Genomic DNA, 18,136 nt, shown 5'->3' on the forward strand with positions numbered 1-18,136 from the left:
GCGAACGCTTTCCGATCCGTTTCAGACGCGCCGACTGACGCGCCAGATCGCCTTACATGGAGTATTTCACGCGTTTTTCCCGCAGGACTTCCTCGATCTGACTGCGCGTGGGCACCGGCAGTGCCGATTCATGTGAAATGGTCACCGCTGCCGCGGCGTTGGCAATGCGGCATGCTTCGATCAGGTCGTGCCCCTCCAGCAGTGCGGCCGACATGATCGCGATATGCGTATCGCCCACACCGACCGTGTCAACGGTAATGGAATCGAATGCGGGAATCTGTACGCGCGGCGAGTTCTCATCGACCTGCACTTCACACCCCATCACACCCAGGCGACGCACGATTGCGGCGTCGGGGCGTATGACATGTCGAATCGCAGTGCCAGGCTCAGTAGTTGCCAGAATCCGGCTCAACGTGGAGGCCTGGCGGATATTCATGGTCAGAACATCCACACGTTTCAGCAGTCGGCGCCACGCCCACACTGGTACCTGCTCCACAGCCGGTGACACGGAGACAACCAGCGTGACATCATCGGGCAGGTCTGCTCCCCATCCGGACAGGACGCGCGCACTGGACTCGTTGACCAGGTCAGCGCCACCGATATGGACAAGGTCCCCCTCGTGCAGCTCAATACGGTCGAGGGCGGCGCGCGATGGCTCAGATTCAACGCCTGACGTAGCGACGGACGTGGTCGAGCCGTCGTTTTCCACCAGCATGATGGCAGCGCCGATGTCGCCCACCAGTTCATCAGTCACGATCTGGACGCCAGCGTGGGCAAGCTGGCGGCGCACGGTGAAGGAGTTCGGTCCGGTTCCCAGTGGTGAGGCCAGCAGCGCGGGGATCCCGTAGGCTGCCACGGCTGACAGCGTGGTGAAACCACCTCCCGGTCGTGACATGGCGCTGTCTGCCCGCACGGATGTTCCCCGCTCGGGGATGTGATCAACGTGCAGCGGGAGCGACAGCACGATGGAATCTGTCGAGATGAAACGACCGGTCATGCCATTACCGTACCTTCTGTTCCTGCGTGAGTCATAGGACGCACATATGGGAACGCCAGAATCTGACGAATCGTGCTGCCGGTCAACAACATGACCAACCGATCCATTCCGATTCCCACACCTCCGGTCGGCACCAATCCCAGGTCGAGGTCATCGAGAAATGCCGTGTCGATGCTCATTGCCTCAGGGTCTCCCGCTGCTGCCGCCAGCGACTGTTCAACGAAACGTTCGCGCTGGTCAATAGGGTCTGTCAGCTCTGTGTAGGCCGTGCCTAACTCCATGCCAAAAGCCACCAGGTCCCACCGTTCGGCAAGACGGGGGTCGTCGCGATGTTTGCGGGTCAGTGGCGAAGAGGATGCTGGGAAGTCGCGGTAGAACGTCGGCTGAACCGTTTGCGCTTCAACTAGGTCATCGTAGAGTACCGCGATCAGTGCTCCGTGGTCGACAACGGGTGGTACGTCAATGCCGTGCGCGTGACAGAGGCCGATCAGCTCATCATCGTCCGAATCCGGTGTCACTGTGGTGTTCGTGGCAGCACTGATCGCCTCATGGACACCAATCACAGGCCACTCACCTGACAGGTCGTATTCGACCATGTCTACACCGTCGTAGCGGCACACCGTCTGCAATCCCTCGGTACCGAATGACCCTGCCGGCCGCAGACATACGCATTGTCCGTTGACTTCCAGGGCGCAGCGTTGGATGAGTTCCTGGGCCAGATGACGCATCGTTGTGTAGTCGCCGCCCGCTCGGTAGGCCTCCAGGGAGGTGAACTCGGGATTATGGGTCATGTCCGCCCCCTCGTTCCTGAAGGAGCGTCCCATTTCGAAAATGGCGTCCATACCCGCCACAGCCAGTCGCTTCAAGTACAGTTCGGGAGCTATCCGCAAGAATACGTTGGAACCATAGGCATTCAGGTGTGTAATAAATGGCCGAGCGTTCGCCCCGCCCTTAATCGGATGCAGGATTGGCGTTTCCACTTCGGTAAATCCGTTGTGCGCCAGCACAGCGCGCGTAGTGGCCATCACGCGCGAGCGTTTGCGCAGAAGATCCACCGCAGTGGAGTCTGTCAACAGATGTGTCACACGCTGGCGGGAGCGGGTCTGAGCATCCAGCGTCGTGCCGTGGGCAGGCAGAGGACGCAGCGATTTTGCCGCCATCGTCCACGTTGCCACCCGCACCGTCGGCTCGCCAAAGCGTGTACGACCTGGGTGCCCTGTTACTGCCACCGAGTCTCCGATGTCACACAGGCCCCACAGTTCGAACACTGCCGGTTCCGTCGTGGATTGTTCCAGCATGATCTGAATCGTCTGCCCGCCTCGGTCAAGGTCGGCGAAGATGATGCCGCCATGATCTCGGATGGCACGGATGCGCCCACCGGTAGTGACCTCGTCAGGGGACCAGGTATCATCGGCACACTGCCGCGCTTGAGCGCGCACCTGATCAGGGAGAAGCCCCAGCGACAGTGACGGAGGCCACGGTTCCATGCCGCTTTGGCGCAGACGCTCAGCCTTGGAGCGGCGGACGCGTTCTTGCTCCGTGAGTGCACGCTGCGGCACAACAGCCTGATGGGCTTCCTGCTCGATGGCGTGCACTGCCCTGCGGTGTTCGTCATCAATGCCCCATGACTGTCCATGGTCAATGTCAGCCCATACGGGCAGGAAACCCTCTAGTCCACCGGCTGCAGCCAGAACATGTGTGATTTCTGCGAACGTGCGATAGCACATATAACGAGGAAACCACTCGGGGCGGTAGCGGGAATTGGATTCATACAGGGACTCGAGCTGCCACCATTTGGATGCGGCGCGCATGATGCGCCGGAGCAGCCGGGCACGCCACGTGGCATCAACCGCCTCGCCCTCGCGAAAAATACGACGGAACATCGCAAAGTTCAATGAGATCGCGTTGATCGGCCCGTCAGCGCAGTCCGTTATCAGGGCGACAATCATGGCTTCAATGATGCCGTTTGTCGCTGTAGCTGATCGACGCATCAGGTTCAGTGACAGCCCCGTATTGCCCCACGGCACGAATGTCAGAATTGCTTCGATAGTGCCGTCACCTGCGCGGGCAACGACTACTCGTGTGCGTGAATCCACCGGGTCGAACATGCGGTCCAGCGCCATGGAAAAGCCGCGTTCGTCGCCTCTGCGATACTCGTTGGCGACCCGTTCCAGGCAGCAGCGTTCCTCGGCGTCGATCTCTCCGAGTTGGCGGATCGAAATATCGATACCGGCGCGTGCCACTCGGCGAACCGCATGGGCAAGGTCTTTCATGTAGGGATCACGCAATTCGAAGTCGCGGACGTGGACGATTGCTTCATCCCCCATGGCTCGCACGGCAAACCCCTGCTGTCGGTAGGCACGCGCTCCTGATTCGGAGGCAGAAAGAACGGCCGGAATCCATCCGAAGCGGGCGCAGCGCAGGCGCCACTGCGCGATCGCGTTCTGCCATGATTGGGGATCACCCAGCGGGTCGCCGGCAGCCATGCAGACACCAAACAGAACCGAATAGGATACGCCGGCACGTTGATCTGTTGACAGCACCAGGGACCGGTCACCACGGGTTGCGAAGTACCCGAGCGAATCTGTTCCCCAACGGGCCAGCAGTTCGCGCGTTTTCAGGTCATCTCCGCAAGTGCGTCCCGGCGTTTTCTGCCCGCGCAGGAAGTAGGCCAGTGCCAACAGATAGATCAGCGCTGACCATAAAGACAACGCCAGTGCAAGGGGGCGCGGCCCTATCGGCTCGCTACCGTCGGTCAGTGTCAGCGACACGAAGCCCAGAGAGCGTGAAATCACCCATCCGGGTCCAGCAGTGGTATGCGACCACGGTCCCCACGTCACCAGCACAATTCCCCACACGATCGAAGTGCCGATCCCTGTGATCAGAATGACCAAGGCACCGACGAGGGACCCGCGCACAATGTGCGAGGGAAACGAGGCCCGATAGTGCAACAGCGCCACCATCACGATGAGCGCCACGAGCGGCGAGATCAGTAAGGACGGCATATCCAGCCACACAGCGCTACCGTCCGCAACGAAAAGGATGATGAACAACACGGACGTGAGGGCGCCAATGATCTGGAAAAAGGCGATGGCCCATAGTACGACGCGTTTTCGTCGCGATGCGGCCAGCGCGATTGACCCACACACTACTGCTTCGAACAGGCCGGCACCCGACGGCAAGTTCAACGCGCTCGTGATCAACATGCCGATTTCAACGACGCGCGGAGCGATCAGGTGGATCAGCACCGACAGGAGGGACCAGATCATCGTAATGGCGTAAATGTCCGAGACGATGGTCGGTATTCTCAGCGCGCGGGCGGTGGCCTGCTCGCTGGCTGGTGGAAGCGGACTGCGTTTCGATGTGGACGGTGTTACGTTCACTGCTCGACCACGACAGGCACAATCATCGGGCGGCGACGCAGCTTGCGCGCCACCCACCTGCCCAGAACGCGCCGCATGGCCTGCTGCAGTTTGTAGGGATCCTGTCCTCCTGGCGCTGCTGCCTGGCGCAGTGCGTCATCCACATCAGGCAGGATCTCGTCGAAAACAGAATCGTCCTCAGCCATGCCGATCGCGCGGATCGTCGGCGGTGCGAGCACCATCCCTGAATCATGTTCCACCACGGCGTACACGCTGATGAACCCTTCGGCTCCCAGCGTGCGACGCGTCTCGAGTTCGTCGTCGGAAATTTCACCGATCGAGCGTCCGTCGACGTAGATGTATTCACATGGAACCGCGCCCACAACGCGCGCTTTCCCATCGATCAGGTCAACGACCACGCCGTCTTCAGCCAGCACGACATTTTCCGGGGAGACACCTGTCTTGACGGCCAGCTGTCCGTTGGCCACCAGGTGGCGGATCTCGCCGTGAATCGGCATGACGTTGGCTGGCTGCACGAGGTTGTAAGCGTAGATGAGTTCACCGGCAGAGGCGTGACCGGACACGTGAACCTTCGCATTGGCCTGGTGCACGACTTTTGCGCCCAGTCGAGTCAGGTCGTTGATGACCCGATAGACCGAGTTTTCATTGCCCGGGATCAGTGAGGAAGCGAACACCACAGTGTCGCCCGGTTCGATCGTGACGAATCGGTGCGATCCTACGCTCATGCGTGACAGCGCGGCCATCGGTTCGCCCTGCGAGCCGGTCGCCATGTAGACGCGCTGCTCTGGAGGCAGCTCCCCTATCATCGAGCGTTCGATCAGGACACCCTCGGGAATTGACAGGTAGCCTTTTTCTTCCGCGATGCGCATATTGCGTTCCATTGACCGTCCCACGAGGGCAACCCTGCGTCCACTGCGCGCCGCCGCATTGATGACCTGTTGGACGCGGTGCACGTGCGAGGCGAAGGAGGCCACGATGATCTGGCCGGTCGCATCTGAGAAAACCTGGTTGAGGACGGGGCCGATTTCGCGTTCAGGAGTGATGAATCCTGGCACCTCGGCGTTTGTGGAGTCCACCATGAACAGGTCGACGCCTTCTTCGCCGAACCGGGCGAATGAACGCAGGTCGGTCAGGCGGTGGTCGAGGGGCAACTGGTCCATCTTGAAGTCGCCGGTCATCAGAACTTTGCCGGCGGGAGTGCGCACGAACACTGCGAGCGCATCCGGAATGGAGTGCGTCACCGCAATAAATTCCAGGCTGAACGGGCCGACCTCGGCAGTGTCATGTTCATCTACGACGTTCAGGGGTGGGTTCTCCAGGCGGTGTTCGCGCAGCTTGGGCTCAACGAACGACAATGTCAGGTCCGACCCATAGATCGGGATGTCAGAGCGCAGTTTGAGCAGGTAGGGGACGGCGCCGATGTGATCTTCGTGGCCGTGGGTCAGTACCATCGCCTCCACATCGTCGAGGCGCTCCTCAATCCACGAGAAGTCAGGCAGAATCAGGTCAACACCTGGCTGACTTTCTTCGGGGAAGAGAACGCCGCAGTCGACGATGAGCAGCTTTCCGTCATATTCGAGGACGGTCATGTTGCGGCCGACCTCACCGAGACCACCGAGGGGCACGATCCGCAGGGCGCCCGCGGGTAGGGGTGCCGGTTCGGTTAAGTTTTCGTACAGGGACTTCATGGGGCAAGTGTCTCACGCATTGGACCGCGCTGAAAGCGGCGGCGCGCGTCCAGATGTTTTCCCACGCTATTTCACAGCAGGTTCATGCGTTCCATGACGTGACGCAGGCGCGTGAGCTCCTCATCAGATGCCGGCACGAGCGGCAGGCGGACGGCCGGTGTGTCGATGATTCCCTGCAGTGCCAGTGCGGCCTTCGCCATCACTGTCCCTTGTCCGCCTCCCATGATGGCGTCGACCAGTGGGCGCAGTTCGAAGTGGATTTCGCGCGCTTCCCACACCTGGTTGTCATCCAGCAAATCAATCATCCGGCGGTATTGAGCGGCGGCAACGTGGGCAACCACTGAGATCAGTCCTGATGCGCCGGCCACCAGCCAGTTGAAGTTCTCACCGTCATCGCCTGAGTAGTATTCCAACCCTGTGCGATGCATACGTGCCGATCCTCGTTCCACCTGACCGGTCGCATCCTTCACGCCTTTAATGCGGTCGTATTGGGCCAGCTCATCGAACGTCTCGTCGCTGAACGCCAGGCCGGTGCGCCCCGGAATGTCGTAGAGCATGATCGGCAGGTCGGTCGCGTCCATGATGGCGCGCACGTGCGCAATCAGTCCAGCCTGGGAAGGTCGGTTGTAGTACGGGGAGACGACCAGCAGACAGTCAGCTCCGCATGCCTGCGCTCCTTCCGCGATGCGCACGGCGTGAGCAGTGTCGTTCGAGCATGCGCCGCACATGATGTGAGCGCGCTGCCCCACAGCTTCCTTGACAGCTCTGGTCAGTTCGTCTTTTTCAGGTTGGTGGGTGGTCGGTGATTCACCCGTCGTACCCGACAGAAGGATCGTGTCGCATCCGTCGTCGACCAGTTTGGTGGCGAGCTTGGCTGCTGCCTCGGCATCAAGTGAGCCATCCTGGTGAAAAGGGGTCACCAGTGCGGGCGCGAGGGATCCGAAAATGCGTGACGGAAGATGTTTCATGTTTCACAGTCTAGGAGATGGCGTCACGAGGGGCCGCGTTGTTTCAGTTGGTGGATTCTGCAGGGTGGTCGCACCCTTCAGGGCCGCGAGCACCGGCACTGTCTGCTTGCGCATTCGGCCTGCCACCGCCACCTGATCCCGCGGAGTCGAGTCCTGCCCACCACAGGTGCTGCGTCATCGGCGTTCCTGCCACATCGAGCCGTCTGAGCAGCCCTGCCGGCGCAAAACCTGCTGACTGGAAGAATCTGACGCGCGCTTCATCGTTGGGGCTGATCCACACCTGGAGACTGCGGGCAGACAGCCCCGCTTCCCGCGCGGTATCCACAATTGCTGCCAGCATGCGGGAGGCGTGTCCAGAGCGCCTGAATCTCTCGTCCACGTCGAGGGCGGCCAGCTCAAGGCCGTCTGGGATATCAGGTGCCTTCGCATGGTCAATGTGATGGGACGGTGCCGGCTGCGCGACCACGAACCCGACAACGCAGCTGCCGTGCAGCGCCACCATTGTGGAGCATCCCGGCGGTGGTGTGCGTGAGAGCGTGTCATTCCAGGCGCGCTGCACCTCCATAGGCGAAACGTCGACGGATGCTCCCCCTACGGCGCGAGCAACGCTGCGTAGGGATGCGACCTGAATGGCAGCAATGTCGGCTGCATCCGGGGCGGTTGCGGGGCGTACTGAGACGCGGCTATCAGCGTTGCTCATAGTGTCATGAGCTGATCGACACCGACGGTCAAACCGGGCTGTTCGTGCACGTGACGGATAGCGAACAGGACGCCGGGCATGAACGATGCGCGATCGAAGGAATCGGTGCGAATGACGAGCTGCTCGCCTTTGTTGCCCAGCAGGATTTCTTCATGTGCGACCAGTCCACGCAGCCGCACGGCGTGCACGGGGACACCGTCAATGACGCCGCCGCGAGTTCCTTCAGGGTCGGTGCGGGTCGCATCGGGCATCGGATCGCATCCTGCTTCGCGGCGGGCACGGGCAATGCATTCAGCTGTGGCGCGAGCCGTGCCCGAGGGTGCGTCCAGCTTGTTCGGATGGTGCATCTCGATCACTTCAGCCGATTCGAAGTACGGCGCGGCCATTTCGGCAAATTTCATCGCCAGAATTGCTGACATCGCAAAGTTCGGCGCGATGATGACGGATCTACCTGCGCGTTCGGCGTGCTCCGCGACGCGCCCGCGAGACTCATCGGTCCAGCCCGTTGTCCCCACCACGACGTTTACGCCGCAGTCCAGCAACGCATGCACATTATCTTCTGTCACGGCCGGAGCGGTGAAATCAACAGCGACCGTCGCCTGGTTGAGTGTGTCAGTGGCGATCTGGTCATCGACATCGATGCGCGCGACAACCTCCATGTCTGGTGCTGCGCTGACGGCCTCAACGACGGTCGCACCCATGCGTCCTCGAGCACCAACGACTGCAACTCGCAGTGTGTTCATCTCTCCTCCTTCGCCGCGGTGGCCTGCGGCTGTCTTAGCTGCGCGCGTTCGGCAGCACGACCGCGCGGCCCTGCTCGGCGTTGAGCAGCTCAGCTGCCAGCGCTCGCACGTCTTCCTGGGTGACTGCGTTGATGCGGGCCAAGCCCTGATCGACCGTGAAATACGTGCCGGTCAGCTCGGCGTTACTCAGCCGGCCCATCCGTGACAGGTTATCTTCCAGCCCCAGGGCGATCGCGCCGCGCACGTGTCCACGTACCCGAACGATCTCTTCCTCGGTCGGCCCGTCAGAAGCCAGAGCCTGCAGTTGTTCGTTCATGAGCTGTTCAACCTGCTCCACGTGTGCGGGCGACGTACCGGCATACATCCCGAATGCGCCGGCATTCGAGTAGCGCATGTTGAAGGCATATGTCGTGTAAGCCAGGCCGCGTTTTTCACGGATCTCCTGGAACAGGCGTGACGACATCGACCCGCCCAGGATAGACAGCAGTACTGACATCGCAGGGATGCGGTCATCACCGACCTGCAGCGCAGGGCATCCGACGATCACATGAGCCTGTTCGACGTCGCGGTGACGTTCCTGGACAGTGGGTTGTGCCAGCTGTGCCGGTGTTGTGTCACGCCTGGGAGCAGGTCCGAGGCCTCCCTCGTCCCCATGCCACCCTGCCCGGTCGAGCGAAGCAGCGACGAGGTCGACGATGTGGTCGTGTTCAACGTTTCCGGCAACGGAGACGATGAGGCGGTCTGGACCGTAATGGGACTGGTAGTGCTCCCACACGTCGTCACGGCTGACGGCTCGGATTGCTTCAGGAGTTCCGCCGACCGGTTTGCCCAGCGTTGTGTCACCGAAAACAGCGGCAGCGAATGCTTCGTGGACTGCATCGAGCGGTGAGTCCTTCGCCATCGCCAGTTCGTCAAGGATCACGCCTTTTTCCACGTCGAAAGCGTCGGGCACCAGCGATGAGGAGGTCACCATGTCGGTGAGGACACTTAGCGCCATATCCACATCCGCGTCACGCACCCGCGCATAGTACTGCGTGTGTTCCTTGTCGGTTTCCGCGTTTGTTTCACCGCCGACCGCGTCGAATGCGACCGCAATATCGAGCGCACTCATCGTTGGTGTGCCTTTGAACAGCAGGTGCTCCAGGAAGTGTGTGGCTCCAGCGTGAACAGGGCTTTCGTCGCGCGAGCCGACCGGCACACACAGCCCGATTGCCGCTGAGCGCGTGGCGGGGACGTGCTGAGTGATGATTCTGACGCCGCGTGGCAGGATCGTGCGCGTCACCGTCGTTTCATCATCGCTGACGGTCATTGACGAGGCCGCTGCCTGCGCGCCGCCGAGTGGAAGATCGATACCAGTTATGGTTGGTGCGGTCACTAACGAGATTCCTTTGGTGCATTCGTTGATGTGCCATTTGACGCGGATGGCGTAATTGACGAGTCGGGCAGGTCAAGCGGGTCGGTACCCTGGCGCGCCTGCTTCGACGTCATCTTGGAGCCTTCAGTTGCGGAGGCGCCGACAGGTGCGATGTCTTGTGGCGGATCGCTTTCCAGGCTCGAGCGGGATTTGTGCGGAGCCGTTGTGCGTGTTTTGGCGCTTGCCGTCTTGTCGTTGCGACTGGCTGAGGTGTCAGCGTTGGACTCCTTGGCGCTGGTGCCCAGGTGCTTTTCCGACGGGATGCCGCCGGTGAGTGCGATGATCAGAGCGATCAGAAGTGCGAGAGCCATGATGGCGAAGAACCACGTCATCCATCCGAATCCCACTTCAATGCCCCATGCAGATGTTGCGGCGCTTGCGATTCCGACGATCACGGCGGCGGCAACCGTCATGCACAATGCCCACATATAGAAGCTGCGTGGTGACTGGCGGGTGATAGCGCGCGCAAAGCCGAGAACTGTGGCAACCAACAGAGCTGGGCAGGCGATGACAATGATGCTGCCGACCGTCATCGGTGCGACGTAGCCGGGGTCTGCGGTTTCAATGCCGCCGGTGGACATCAGTATCAGCCATGCCAGCGTATCCAAGACAAAAAGGGCGCCGAATAAGACCGGATCCGTGAAGCGCTTCATGAGCTGTCCTTTCGTTGGTTCGCAGCTGTGTTGCACGCGTCAGACTTAGCTTATGCCATTGAGCCGCGGCGCACCTGCCTGTGACCATACCGGCGTTGTTCGAGGCAGGCCTTCGGCCAGCCCACGAAGAAGGCGCGGCACCCTCAGTCGGGTGCCGCGCCTTGCCGAGTCAGCATCACTCAGCGTTCAGACTTATTCAGCGTTCTCACTTACTCAGCATCGTCGGAGGAGTCAGTGGAATCTGACTGATCCTTCGAGTCTGCGTCGTGAGAGCCGCCCTCGTCGTTGTGATGACGACGGGTGCGGGTGCGCTGGCGACGCTCTCCACGGCCGCGTCCGCGACCGCGTCCGGAGCGCTCTGAACGATCATCCTGGTCCTTGTCGGACTGTCCGGACTTGTCCTTACGCGGTTCCGGCTCGAATTCAGCGGCCTCTCCGTCAACGACGGCATGCAGAGACAGCTTGCCACGGTCACCGATTTCAGCGATCTCAACCTCGATCTGCTGGCCCACCTGCAGCACATCATCGACAGATTCGATGCGCTTGCCACCGACCAGGCGACGAACCTGCGAAATGTGCAGCAAACCGTCCTTGCCTGGCGTCAGGGAGACGAATGCGCCGAAGGATGTCGTCTTGACGACGGTGCCGACGAAGCGCTCACCCACCTCAGGCATCTGCGGGTTTGCGATCTGGTTGACCATGGTGCGTGCCGCTTCTGCAGATGCACCATCGGAAGAAGAGATGAACACTGTGCCGTCATCTTCGATGACAACTTCAGCGCCTGTCTCGTCCTGAATCTGGTTGATCATCTTGCCCTTGGGTCCAATGACCTCACCGATCTTGTCGACCGGAACCTGGACGGTGATGATGCGAGGCGCGTTGGCGGACATCTCATCGGGGCCGTCGATCGCGTCGTGGATCAGCTTGAGGATCGCCAGGCGGGCATCGCGAGCCTGTGCGAGCGCGGAACGCAGGAGCTGTGAATCAATGCCGTCCAGCTTGGTGTCCAGCTGCAGAGCGGTGATGAATTCGCTGGTGCCCGCGACCTTGAAGTCCATGTCGCCGAAGCCGTCTTCTGCGCCGAGGATGTCGGTCAGGGTCACGGCCTTCTGCTCACCGTCAATTTCGCCGGTCATCAGGCCCATTGCGATACCGGCGACGGGTGCGCGCAGCGGCACGCCAGCCTGCAGCAGTGACAACGTTGAGGCACACACCGATCCCATTGAGGTGGAGCCGTTCGAGCCCAATGCCTCGGAGACCTGACGGATGGCGTAGGGGAATTCTTCGCGCGCGGGCAGAACCGGCTTGAGTGCGCGTTCAGCCAGGTCACCGTGACCGATTTCGCGGCGCTTCGGGGATCCGACGCGGCCGGTGTCACCGGTGGAGAATGGCGGGAAGTTGTACTGGTGCATGTAGCGCTTGGAGGTAATCGGGCTCAGGTTGTCGAGCTGCTGCTCCATGCGCAGCATGGCCAGCGTGGTCACACCCAGGATCTGAGTTTCGCCGCGCTGGAAGAGTGCTGAACCGTGGACGCGAGGCAGAAGACCGACCTCAGCGAACAGGGAGCGGATCTCGCGCGGATTACGGCCATCCATGCGGATGCCTTCACGCAGTGTGCGCTCACGAATCGTCTTCTTCTCCAAGGCGCGGAATGCAGCCTTGAGGTCCTTCTCGCCTTCAGGGAACTGTTCCTCAAGTGCTGCCAGAGCCTCGTCGCGCACAGCGTCAACGGCCTCGTCGCGGGCAAGCTTGCCTTCAGTCTTGAGGGCCTCGGCCAGCTTGTCACCCACCTGCTTTTCGAGGGCGTCGTACTCTTCGTCGGTGTAATCAAGGAAGAGCTCAAATTCGCCTGTTTCCTTGGAGGCCTTCTCCGCCACCTTCATCTGTGCTTCGCACAGCGCGCGAATGAATGGCTTAGCGGCTTCCAGGCCGTCGGCAACGACATCTTCAGTCGGCGCGGTGGCACCGTTTTGGATGAGTTCCCATTCGTTCTCGCCGCCGCCGGCTTCCACCATCATGATGGCCACGTCATCCGTGCCGTCCTCGTTGGTGACGATGCGGCCGGCGACCACGATGTTGAACACGGAGCGCTGCAGCTCGGACCAACGCGGGAATGCGACCCACTGGTCATCGATCAGAGCCAGGCGCGTACCACCGATCGGGCCAGTGAAGGGCAGGCCCGCGATCTGGGTGGACATCGACGCCGCGTTAATGGCGAGGACGTCGTATGCGTCATCGGGGTGAACCGCAAGAACGGTCTCAATGATCTGGACTTCGTTGCGCAGGCCCTTGACAAATCCGGGGCGCAGCGGGCGGTCGATGAGACGTGCAGCCAGGATCGCTTCAGTTCCGGCGCGGCCTTCGCGACGGAAGAATGATCCGGGGATGCGGCCAGCAGCGTAGGAACGCTCTTCCACGTCAACGGTCAACGGGAAGAAGTCGAACTGATCTTTGGGATTTTTCCCTGCAGTCGTGGTGGACAGGACGACTGTTTCGTCGTCGAGGTATGCCAGCGTTGAGCCGGCAGCTTGTTGCGCAAGCAGTCCGGTTTCAAAACGGACGGTGCGCTTACCGAATTTGCCATTGTCGATAATGGCTTCGGCAGCGGTGATTTCTTCGCCTTCCATCATGGGCGTAATACTCCATTTCTTGTTCTGGTCATGCGCCCGACGTCGGCCTTCGATCGAAGCCCACGGACCGGCATTTTCTGTTCATGCGTTCCGTAAGCCACTGTCGAAAACCGCTCGTTCAAGGCGCGCATTGTCGAGTCGGGATAGCAAAAGCGGCCCGGTTCCAGGTGGAGCCGGGCCGAGCTTTACTCAGCGACGCAAGCCAAGGCGGTCGATCAGTGAACGGTAGCGTTCAATATCGATGTCCGACAGGTATCCGAGGAGCCTGCGGCGACGACCAACCAGCAGCATCAATCCACGACGTGAGTGGTGATCGTGCGGGTGCGACTTGAAGTGCTCCGTCAGATCCTTGATTCGCTGGCTCAGCAGAGCAATCTGCACCTCGGGAGAGCCTGTGTCGCCCTCATGAGTTGCGTACTCAGCAATGATCTGGTCTTTAACATCTTTACTCAGCGGCACGTGTTCTCCTCAAATGTCTCGCTGCGCGGAGCATCGAAGCTTGTCTTCGTGCAATCCATCCCGCGGCCGATCTAACGGCGAATACAGGCTAACACGCCCCGCCCTCACTTCAGCCTGATCAGGGCGAAAATCACGCTGCGAGCGCGGTGAGATGGCGCACGTTCAGCTTTAATGTCTCATCATAAGAAATTCAGGTGGCGCCTGTTGATCAGGCAGGCTGAAATAACCATATGAGTATTGAATTGGATGGAACAGCGACATGGCTCCCTGCCCTCGAGCATCTCGATCTTCTCGCGGATCCTACCGCGAAGGCACTTCAGGAACTGGCCAAGCGTGAGCCGGAGCTGACTGCGCAGGCCCTGGTAGCCGACATTGATCCAGACTACGCCGATACCGAGGCGATGACTGAGCACTACCAGATGAATCTGGCTTTGTCGTGTAACTGCGTCCTCATTGCTGGCAAGCGCAACGGTGATGAACGCGTGGCTGCCGCTGTCGTGCGCGCAACGACGCGAGCCGACGTCAACCATGTCATCAAGAAGACACTGGACGTGCGCAAGTGCTCGTTTTGGCCGCAGGACAAAGCAGTGGAAGCCTCCGGCATGGAATATGGCGGCATCACACCTGTGGGCGTGCCGCCACAGTGGCGCCTGCTGTTGGATCCGCGCGTGACAGTCGACATGTGTGTCATCGGGTCAGGTCTGCGTCGCTCCAAGTTGGCGGTGCCCGGCGAGTTGCTGGCGGCCCTGCCCGGTGCCGAGGTGATCGAGGGACTCGCACAGCCGGTCAGCGAACAGGCCTGACGAGGCTCACATCCCATGCTGCTGTGAGCGACCACTCACATACGTGCTGTCGCCCTGCTAGCATCACGGTATGGATCCCGACGACGTGACCTTACCGACCAGCCTGCATCTGGGCGTCGCCACGTCCTCCCTTCAGATCGAGGGCGGCGACACCCACAACGACTGGCATGACTGGGCTCAAAAGCCCGGCACTATCCGCGACAACTCCGACCCCGCTACTGCGGTCGACCACTGGCAGCATTGGCGCGAGGACATCGAACTGATGCGCAACCTTGGCATTCGCGACTACCGAATGTCCCTGGAGTGGGCGCGCATCGAACCCGAAGAAGGTGTTTTCGACACTGACGCCATTGCCCATTACCGACACGAGCTCGAAGCACTCGTCGAAGCAGGGATCCGACCCCTCGTGACGCTGCACCACTTCTCTAATCCGCGCTGGTTTGCCCAGCGAGGTGAATTCACCCGCCACGAGAACATCACCTGCTTCATGCGTTTCGTCTACCGGGTAGTACGCGAATTTCGCAACCTCGTCACCGACTGGGTGACGATCAACGAACCCAATGTCTATGTCACGCAGGCGCACCTGTTCCAGGAAGGTCCCCCGGCAGATGTATCGTGGCGCAGCGTGCGCGCCTGCCTGCGCCACCTCGCTCAGGCTCACTGCCGCGCCTACATGCTGATCCACCGGCTGCAACCAGAAGCGAAGGTCGGTTTCGCGCACCACATGCGTGTTTTTGTGCCGCGCGTCGCCTCGAACCCGTCGCACAGGGTACTCACCCGCGTTGCCCGCTATGCGTTCCAGGACGCCATCGCACAGGCAATGCTGGTCGGTGAGTTTCCGGTCGCCCTCGGCACAAGTGGCGGAGTAAAACCGGGGCGCTACTACGACTTCCTGGGCATCAACTACTATTCGCGCAGCGCGATCGACAAGCTCGAAGATGGCACCATACCCGGTACCCCTGTCAACGACCTGGGCTGGGAGGTCTACTCTGACGGCATCGTGGAGGTGACACGCGAACTGGCTGAGCGCTACAACGCACCCGTATGGATCACTGAAAACGGTACGTGCGACAACGGCGATGCAAACGCCGATGAATCATTCCGCTGCCGCTTCATCTGGGATCACCTGAATGCACTGGCGCACAGTGGCCTGCCCGTCGAGCGCTACTACCACTGGTGCTTTACCGACAACTGGGAGTGGAGCGAGGGAATGACAGCGCGCTTCGGCCTGGTCAGTGTGGATCCTGCCACCGGTCAGCGCACGTGCAAACCCTCCGCCCTCATGTACCGCGACATCATTCGCGAAGGCGCACTGACACCGGATCTTTACGACACCTACGTTGCCGGCCAGCGTTACCGGGAGGATCCGCAATGAGCACCGCATCTGACCAGACCCACCACCACGATCACTTCGTTGATCCTCATGCGCGACCACCCGTCACCAAAGGCTGGATCGGTCGCTACGGATTGGCTTACCTGGGCATCAACCTGGCGTGGGCGGGCCCCAGCCAGCTCCTCATCGCCAAGCAGGTCCTTGACTTCTTCGGAGACAACGGCAAAGAGCAGTACCTTGCGCTGATCATGGCGGTCGGCGGTGCGGCCTCCATTATCGCCACCGCATTGTGGGGATTTGTCACCGACTGGACGCGTTCGCGTTTTGGGCGTCGATCCCCGTGGGTGCTGATTGGCGCGGTAACATCAGCTGCCTTGCTGGTGTGGATGGGCGGGGCATCCTCGTTCGTCAGTTTGCTGATCGCGTGGACGCTGTTCCAGATCATGATCGCAAGCGCCGTGGGAGCGAGCCAGGCGATGGCACCCGACCGTGTTCCGACCAACCAGTACGGCACGGTTTCAGGCGTCATGGGTCTGACGTACACACTCGCCCTAGTCCTCGGCACGGCAATCGGCACGGTCTTCGATGTCGCGCCGGCCTACTGGATTTCCGCGGCAGTCGTGGTGGTCCTGGTCGTACAGTTCCTGGTTTTCTACCGCGAGGTCCCCACTGGCGAGGGCGTCTTCGCGATCTCACCGACCACACCTGCCGCGACCGATGACAGTGATGAGGATGTGAAGAAACCCGTCGGCGCTCAGGCGAATGCCGACCGTCCATATGCAGACTTTATCTGGGTGTTCATTGCGCGCATGGCTGTGACCCTGGGGAACGTGACGGCACTGTTCTACCTGTTCTACTACCTGAGAGATCGCATCAAGCTGGACGATCCGGATACGGGCGTGCTGATCCTGACCGGAATCTATGCGCTGGCCGTGGTGGTGTGCGCCGTGGTGGCCGGGTCGATTTCTGACAAGATGCACCGGCGCCTGATTTTCGTGGCCGGATCATCCGTTGGGGTTGCGGCCGCCTGCTTGATCATGGCGTGGGCGCACGCGTTCTGGGTGGTCATTATTGCCGCACTGGTACTCGGCATTTCGTGGGGCGTGTACATGGCGGTCGATCAGGCGCTGATCAACGAGGTACTGCCAATCCCCGCGCAACGCGGACGCGATGTCGGAATCATGAATATCGCGGTTGTCACGCCAAATGCGCTGGCACCGGTCGTGGCAGCGGGAGCCTTGTCATTCCTGGGCGGCTATGCGGGCCTGTATATCCTGTCCGGAGTGCTCGCACTGACCGGCGCACTCGTGATTTATCGGGTGAAGAACGTGGCGTGAGCAGCTTGCCCGGTGCCGAGCAGATGTCTGCTCTCAGTCAGTTGGCCGTCACGGCATCAGGATCCACGCGTCCTGACACGCCGATCCCCAGCACCAATGCTGTTTGCCGCAGATCATCATCCATCTGAGCCGTCAGAGCATCGACCGAGTCGAACGCCTGCATCGCACGGATGCGTTCCACGAAATGCACCGCGATGCGCTCGCCATACAGGTTCAGGTCGGCGCGCCCCAGCACGTGCGCTTCAACGGTGCGCTTATCTCCACCGAACTGCGGGTTGGTGCCCACTGAAATCGCTGCCGGATAGAACTCACGCGCCGTCGTATTCGGCACCGAGCGCACGACCCATCCGGCATACACACCGTCCGCAGGCACCACACCGTCGATCCCCTCGGACAGATTGGCAGTCGGAAAACCGAGTTTGCGTCCGCGTTTGAATCCGTGCTGAACAACGCCACGCACTCGGTGCTGTCGGCCCAAAACATATGCCGCCTGAGCAACGTCACCCTCGTCAAGTAGTTCACGAACCCAGGACGACGACCAGCGCCGACCTTGCGGGCTGATGATGTCAGCGACCATCACCACATCAAAGCCGTATTCTCTGCCCAGTTCACGCAAGGTTTCGACCGTGCCGGCGTTGTCTTTGCCGAAGCGGAAATCCTCACCAACCACAACTTCCACAGCACCCAGTACCTCAACGAGCGTGAGCTGGACGAACTCGCGCGCCGTCAGCGAATAGAAGGAGCGGTCATAGTGGATGACAAGCGTGTGATCAAGGCCGGCAGCATCCATCGCGCTCAGGCGATCTTCCAGTGGGCTGATCAGCTGCATATGCGAGTCGGGCTGGTGGACTTGCCGGGGGTGCGGGTCAAAGGTGCAGGCCACTGCCGCCACCCCACGTTTGCGCGCACGGTCCACGCAGGCGGAGATCACACGCCGATGACCGCGGTGCATACCATCGAAGTTGCCGATGGTCACCACGGAGGCGAAATCTCGTGGCACTTGGTCAATTGACGTCCACACCTGCATG

Annotated in this window: 14 protein-coding genes; 3 read left to right on the forward strand and 11 right to left on the reverse strand. The window is 60.9% G+C overall.

Going from position 1 to position 18,136, the window contains the following annotated elements; all coding sequences use genetic code 11:
• Positions 1-52: 52 nt before the first annotated feature.
• The 10 genes from AC1EJ1_RS06200 to rpsO form a co-directional block, all read right to left on the reverse strand.
• On the reverse strand, positions 53-997 hold the full coding sequence (locus AC1EJ1_RS06200; RefSeq protein WP_285014595.1) for a PfkB family carbohydrate kinase: 945 nt from the start codon (positions 995-997) through the stop codon (positions 53-55).
• Complete coding sequence (gene lysX / locus AC1EJ1_RS06205) at positions 994-4,380, reverse strand: bifunctional lysylphosphatidylglycerol synthetase/lysine--tRNA ligase LysX (RefSeq protein WP_480295543.1); 3,387 nt, start codon at positions 4,378-4,380, stop codon at positions 994-996. The genes AC1EJ1_RS06200 and lysX overlap by 4 nt, the downstream gene beginning before the upstream one ends.
• A complete protein-coding gene (locus AC1EJ1_RS06210) occupies positions 4,377-6,068 on the reverse strand; it encodes a ribonuclease J (RefSeq protein ID WP_070725933.1) in 1,692 nt (563 codons plus the stop codon). Before AC1EJ1_RS06210 ends, lysX begins: the two co-directional genes overlap by 4 nt.
• Before the next feature lie 71 nt (positions 6,069-6,139).
• Positions 6,140-7,036 carry a 4-hydroxy-tetrahydrodipicolinate synthase gene (gene dapA / locus AC1EJ1_RS06215; protein WP_480295544.1) on the reverse strand — a complete coding sequence of 299 codons (897 nt, stop codon included), beginning with the start codon at positions 7,034-7,036 and terminating at the stop codon, positions 6,140-6,142.
• Positions 7,037-7,079: 43 nt separating this feature from the next.
• Entirely contained in the window at positions 7,080-7,736 is a 657-nt protein-coding gene (locus tag AC1EJ1_RS06220; protein WP_480295545.1) for an N-acetyltransferase family protein, read from the reverse strand.
• Positions 7,733-8,479: a 4-hydroxy-tetrahydrodipicolinate reductase gene (gene dapB, locus AC1EJ1_RS06225; protein ID WP_480295546.1), complete on the reverse strand. Its 747-nt coding sequence runs from the start codon at positions 8,477-8,479 to the stop codon at positions 7,733-7,735. Before dapB ends, AC1EJ1_RS06220 begins: the two co-directional genes overlap by 4 nt.
• Before the next feature lie 34 nt (positions 8,480-8,513).
• Positions 8,514-9,839, reverse strand: coding sequence for a M16 family metallopeptidase (locus AC1EJ1_RS06230; RefSeq protein ID WP_480295613.1), 1,326 nt, complete (start codon positions 9,837-9,839; stop codon positions 8,514-8,516).
• A gap of 14 nt (positions 9,840-9,853) precedes the next feature.
• Complete coding sequence (locus AC1EJ1_RS06235; protein WP_092648454.1) at positions 9,854-10,546, reverse strand: hypothetical protein; 693 nt, start codon at positions 10,544-10,546, stop codon at positions 9,854-9,856.
• Positions 10,547-10,755: 209 nt separating this feature from the next.
• Positions 10,756-13,176, reverse strand: coding sequence for a polyribonucleotide nucleotidyltransferase (locus AC1EJ1_RS06240; protein ID WP_480295547.1), 2,421 nt, complete (start codon positions 13,174-13,176; stop codon positions 10,756-10,758).
• Positions 13,177-13,365: 189 nt separating this feature from the next.
• The gene (gene rpsO, locus AC1EJ1_RS06245; RefSeq protein ID WP_058236431.1) at positions 13,366-13,635 is read right to left on the reverse strand and encodes a 30S ribosomal protein S15; all 270 of its coding nucleotides are present in this window, start codon (positions 13,633-13,635) and stop codon (positions 13,366-13,368) included.
• 230 nt (positions 13,636-13,865) lie between these two features.
• Here rpsO and AC1EJ1_RS06250 point away from each other — a divergent pair, with 230 nt between their 5' ends.
• The 3 genes from AC1EJ1_RS06250 (at position 13,866) to AC1EJ1_RS06260 (ending at position 17,108) form a co-directional block, all read left to right on the forward strand.
• Positions 13,866-14,438 (forward strand): YbaK/EbsC family protein, encoded by a 573-nt coding sequence (locus tag AC1EJ1_RS06250; protein ID WP_285014591.1) that lies wholly within the window; start codon positions 13,866-13,868, stop codon positions 14,436-14,438.
• A 70-nt stretch (positions 14,439-14,508) separates the two neighbouring features.
• Positions 14,509-15,813: a glycoside hydrolase family 1 protein gene (locus AC1EJ1_RS06255; RefSeq protein ID WP_058236429.1), complete on the forward strand. Its 1,305-nt coding sequence runs from the start codon at positions 14,509-14,511 to the stop codon at positions 15,811-15,813.
• Positions 15,810-17,108: an MFS transporter gene (locus tag AC1EJ1_RS06260; protein WP_058236428.1), complete on the forward strand. Its 1,299-nt coding sequence runs from the start codon at positions 15,810-15,812 to the stop codon at positions 17,106-17,108. Before AC1EJ1_RS06255 ends, AC1EJ1_RS06260 begins: the two co-directional genes overlap by 4 nt.
• A 37-nt stretch (positions 17,109-17,145) precedes the next feature.
• Here AC1EJ1_RS06260 and AC1EJ1_RS06265 read toward each other — a convergent pair whose 3' ends face one another.
• Entirely contained in the window at positions 17,146-18,135 is a 990-nt protein-coding gene (locus AC1EJ1_RS06265; protein WP_058236427.1) for a bifunctional riboflavin kinase/FAD synthetase, read from the reverse strand.
• Position 18,136 lies beyond the last annotated feature (1 nt).

This window comes from Pauljensenia sp. C0170B4, from assembly GCF_056590235.1.

Coding starts and splice junctions, on each gene's coding strand:
- AC1EJ1_RS06265 (WP_058236427.1), bottom strand. CDS start 18,135: ATGCAGGTGTGGACGTCAATTGACCAAGTGCCACGAGATTTCGCCTCC.
- AC1EJ1_RS06200 (WP_285014595.1), bottom strand. CDS start 997: ATGACCGGTCGTTTCATCTCGACAGATTCCATCGTGCTGTCGCTCCCG.
- AC1EJ1_RS06220 (WP_480295545.1), bottom strand. CDS start 7,736: ATGAGCAACGCTGATAGCCGCGTCTCAGTACGCCCCGCAACCGCCCCG.
- AC1EJ1_RS06260 (WP_058236428.1), top strand. CDS start 15,810: ATGAGCACCGCATCTGACCAGACCCACCACCACGATCACTTCGTTGAT.
- AC1EJ1_RS06210 (WP_070725933.1), bottom strand. CDS start 6,068: ATGAAGTCCCTGTACGAAAACTTAACCGAACCGGCACCCCTACCCGCG.
- AC1EJ1_RS06240 (WP_480295547.1), bottom strand. CDS start 13,176: ATGATGGAAGGCGAAGAAATCACCGCTGCCGAAGCCATTATCGACAAT.
- dapA (WP_480295544.1), bottom strand. CDS start 7,036: ATGAAACATCTTCCGTCACGCATTTTCGGATCCCTCGCGCCCGCACTG.
- dapB (WP_480295546.1), bottom strand. CDS start 8,479: ATGAACACACTGCGAGTTGCAGTCGTTGGTGCTCGAGGACGCATGGGT.
- AC1EJ1_RS06235 (WP_092648454.1), bottom strand. CDS start 10,546: ATGAAGCGCTTCACGGATCCGGTCTTATTCGGCGCCCTTTTTGTCTTG.
- AC1EJ1_RS06250 (WP_285014591.1), top strand. CDS start 13,866: ATGAGTATTGAATTGGATGGAACAGCGACATGGCTCCCTGCCCTCGAG.
- AC1EJ1_RS06255 (WP_058236429.1), top strand. CDS start 14,509: ATGGATCCCGACGACGTGACCTTACCGACCAGCCTGCATCTGGGCGTC.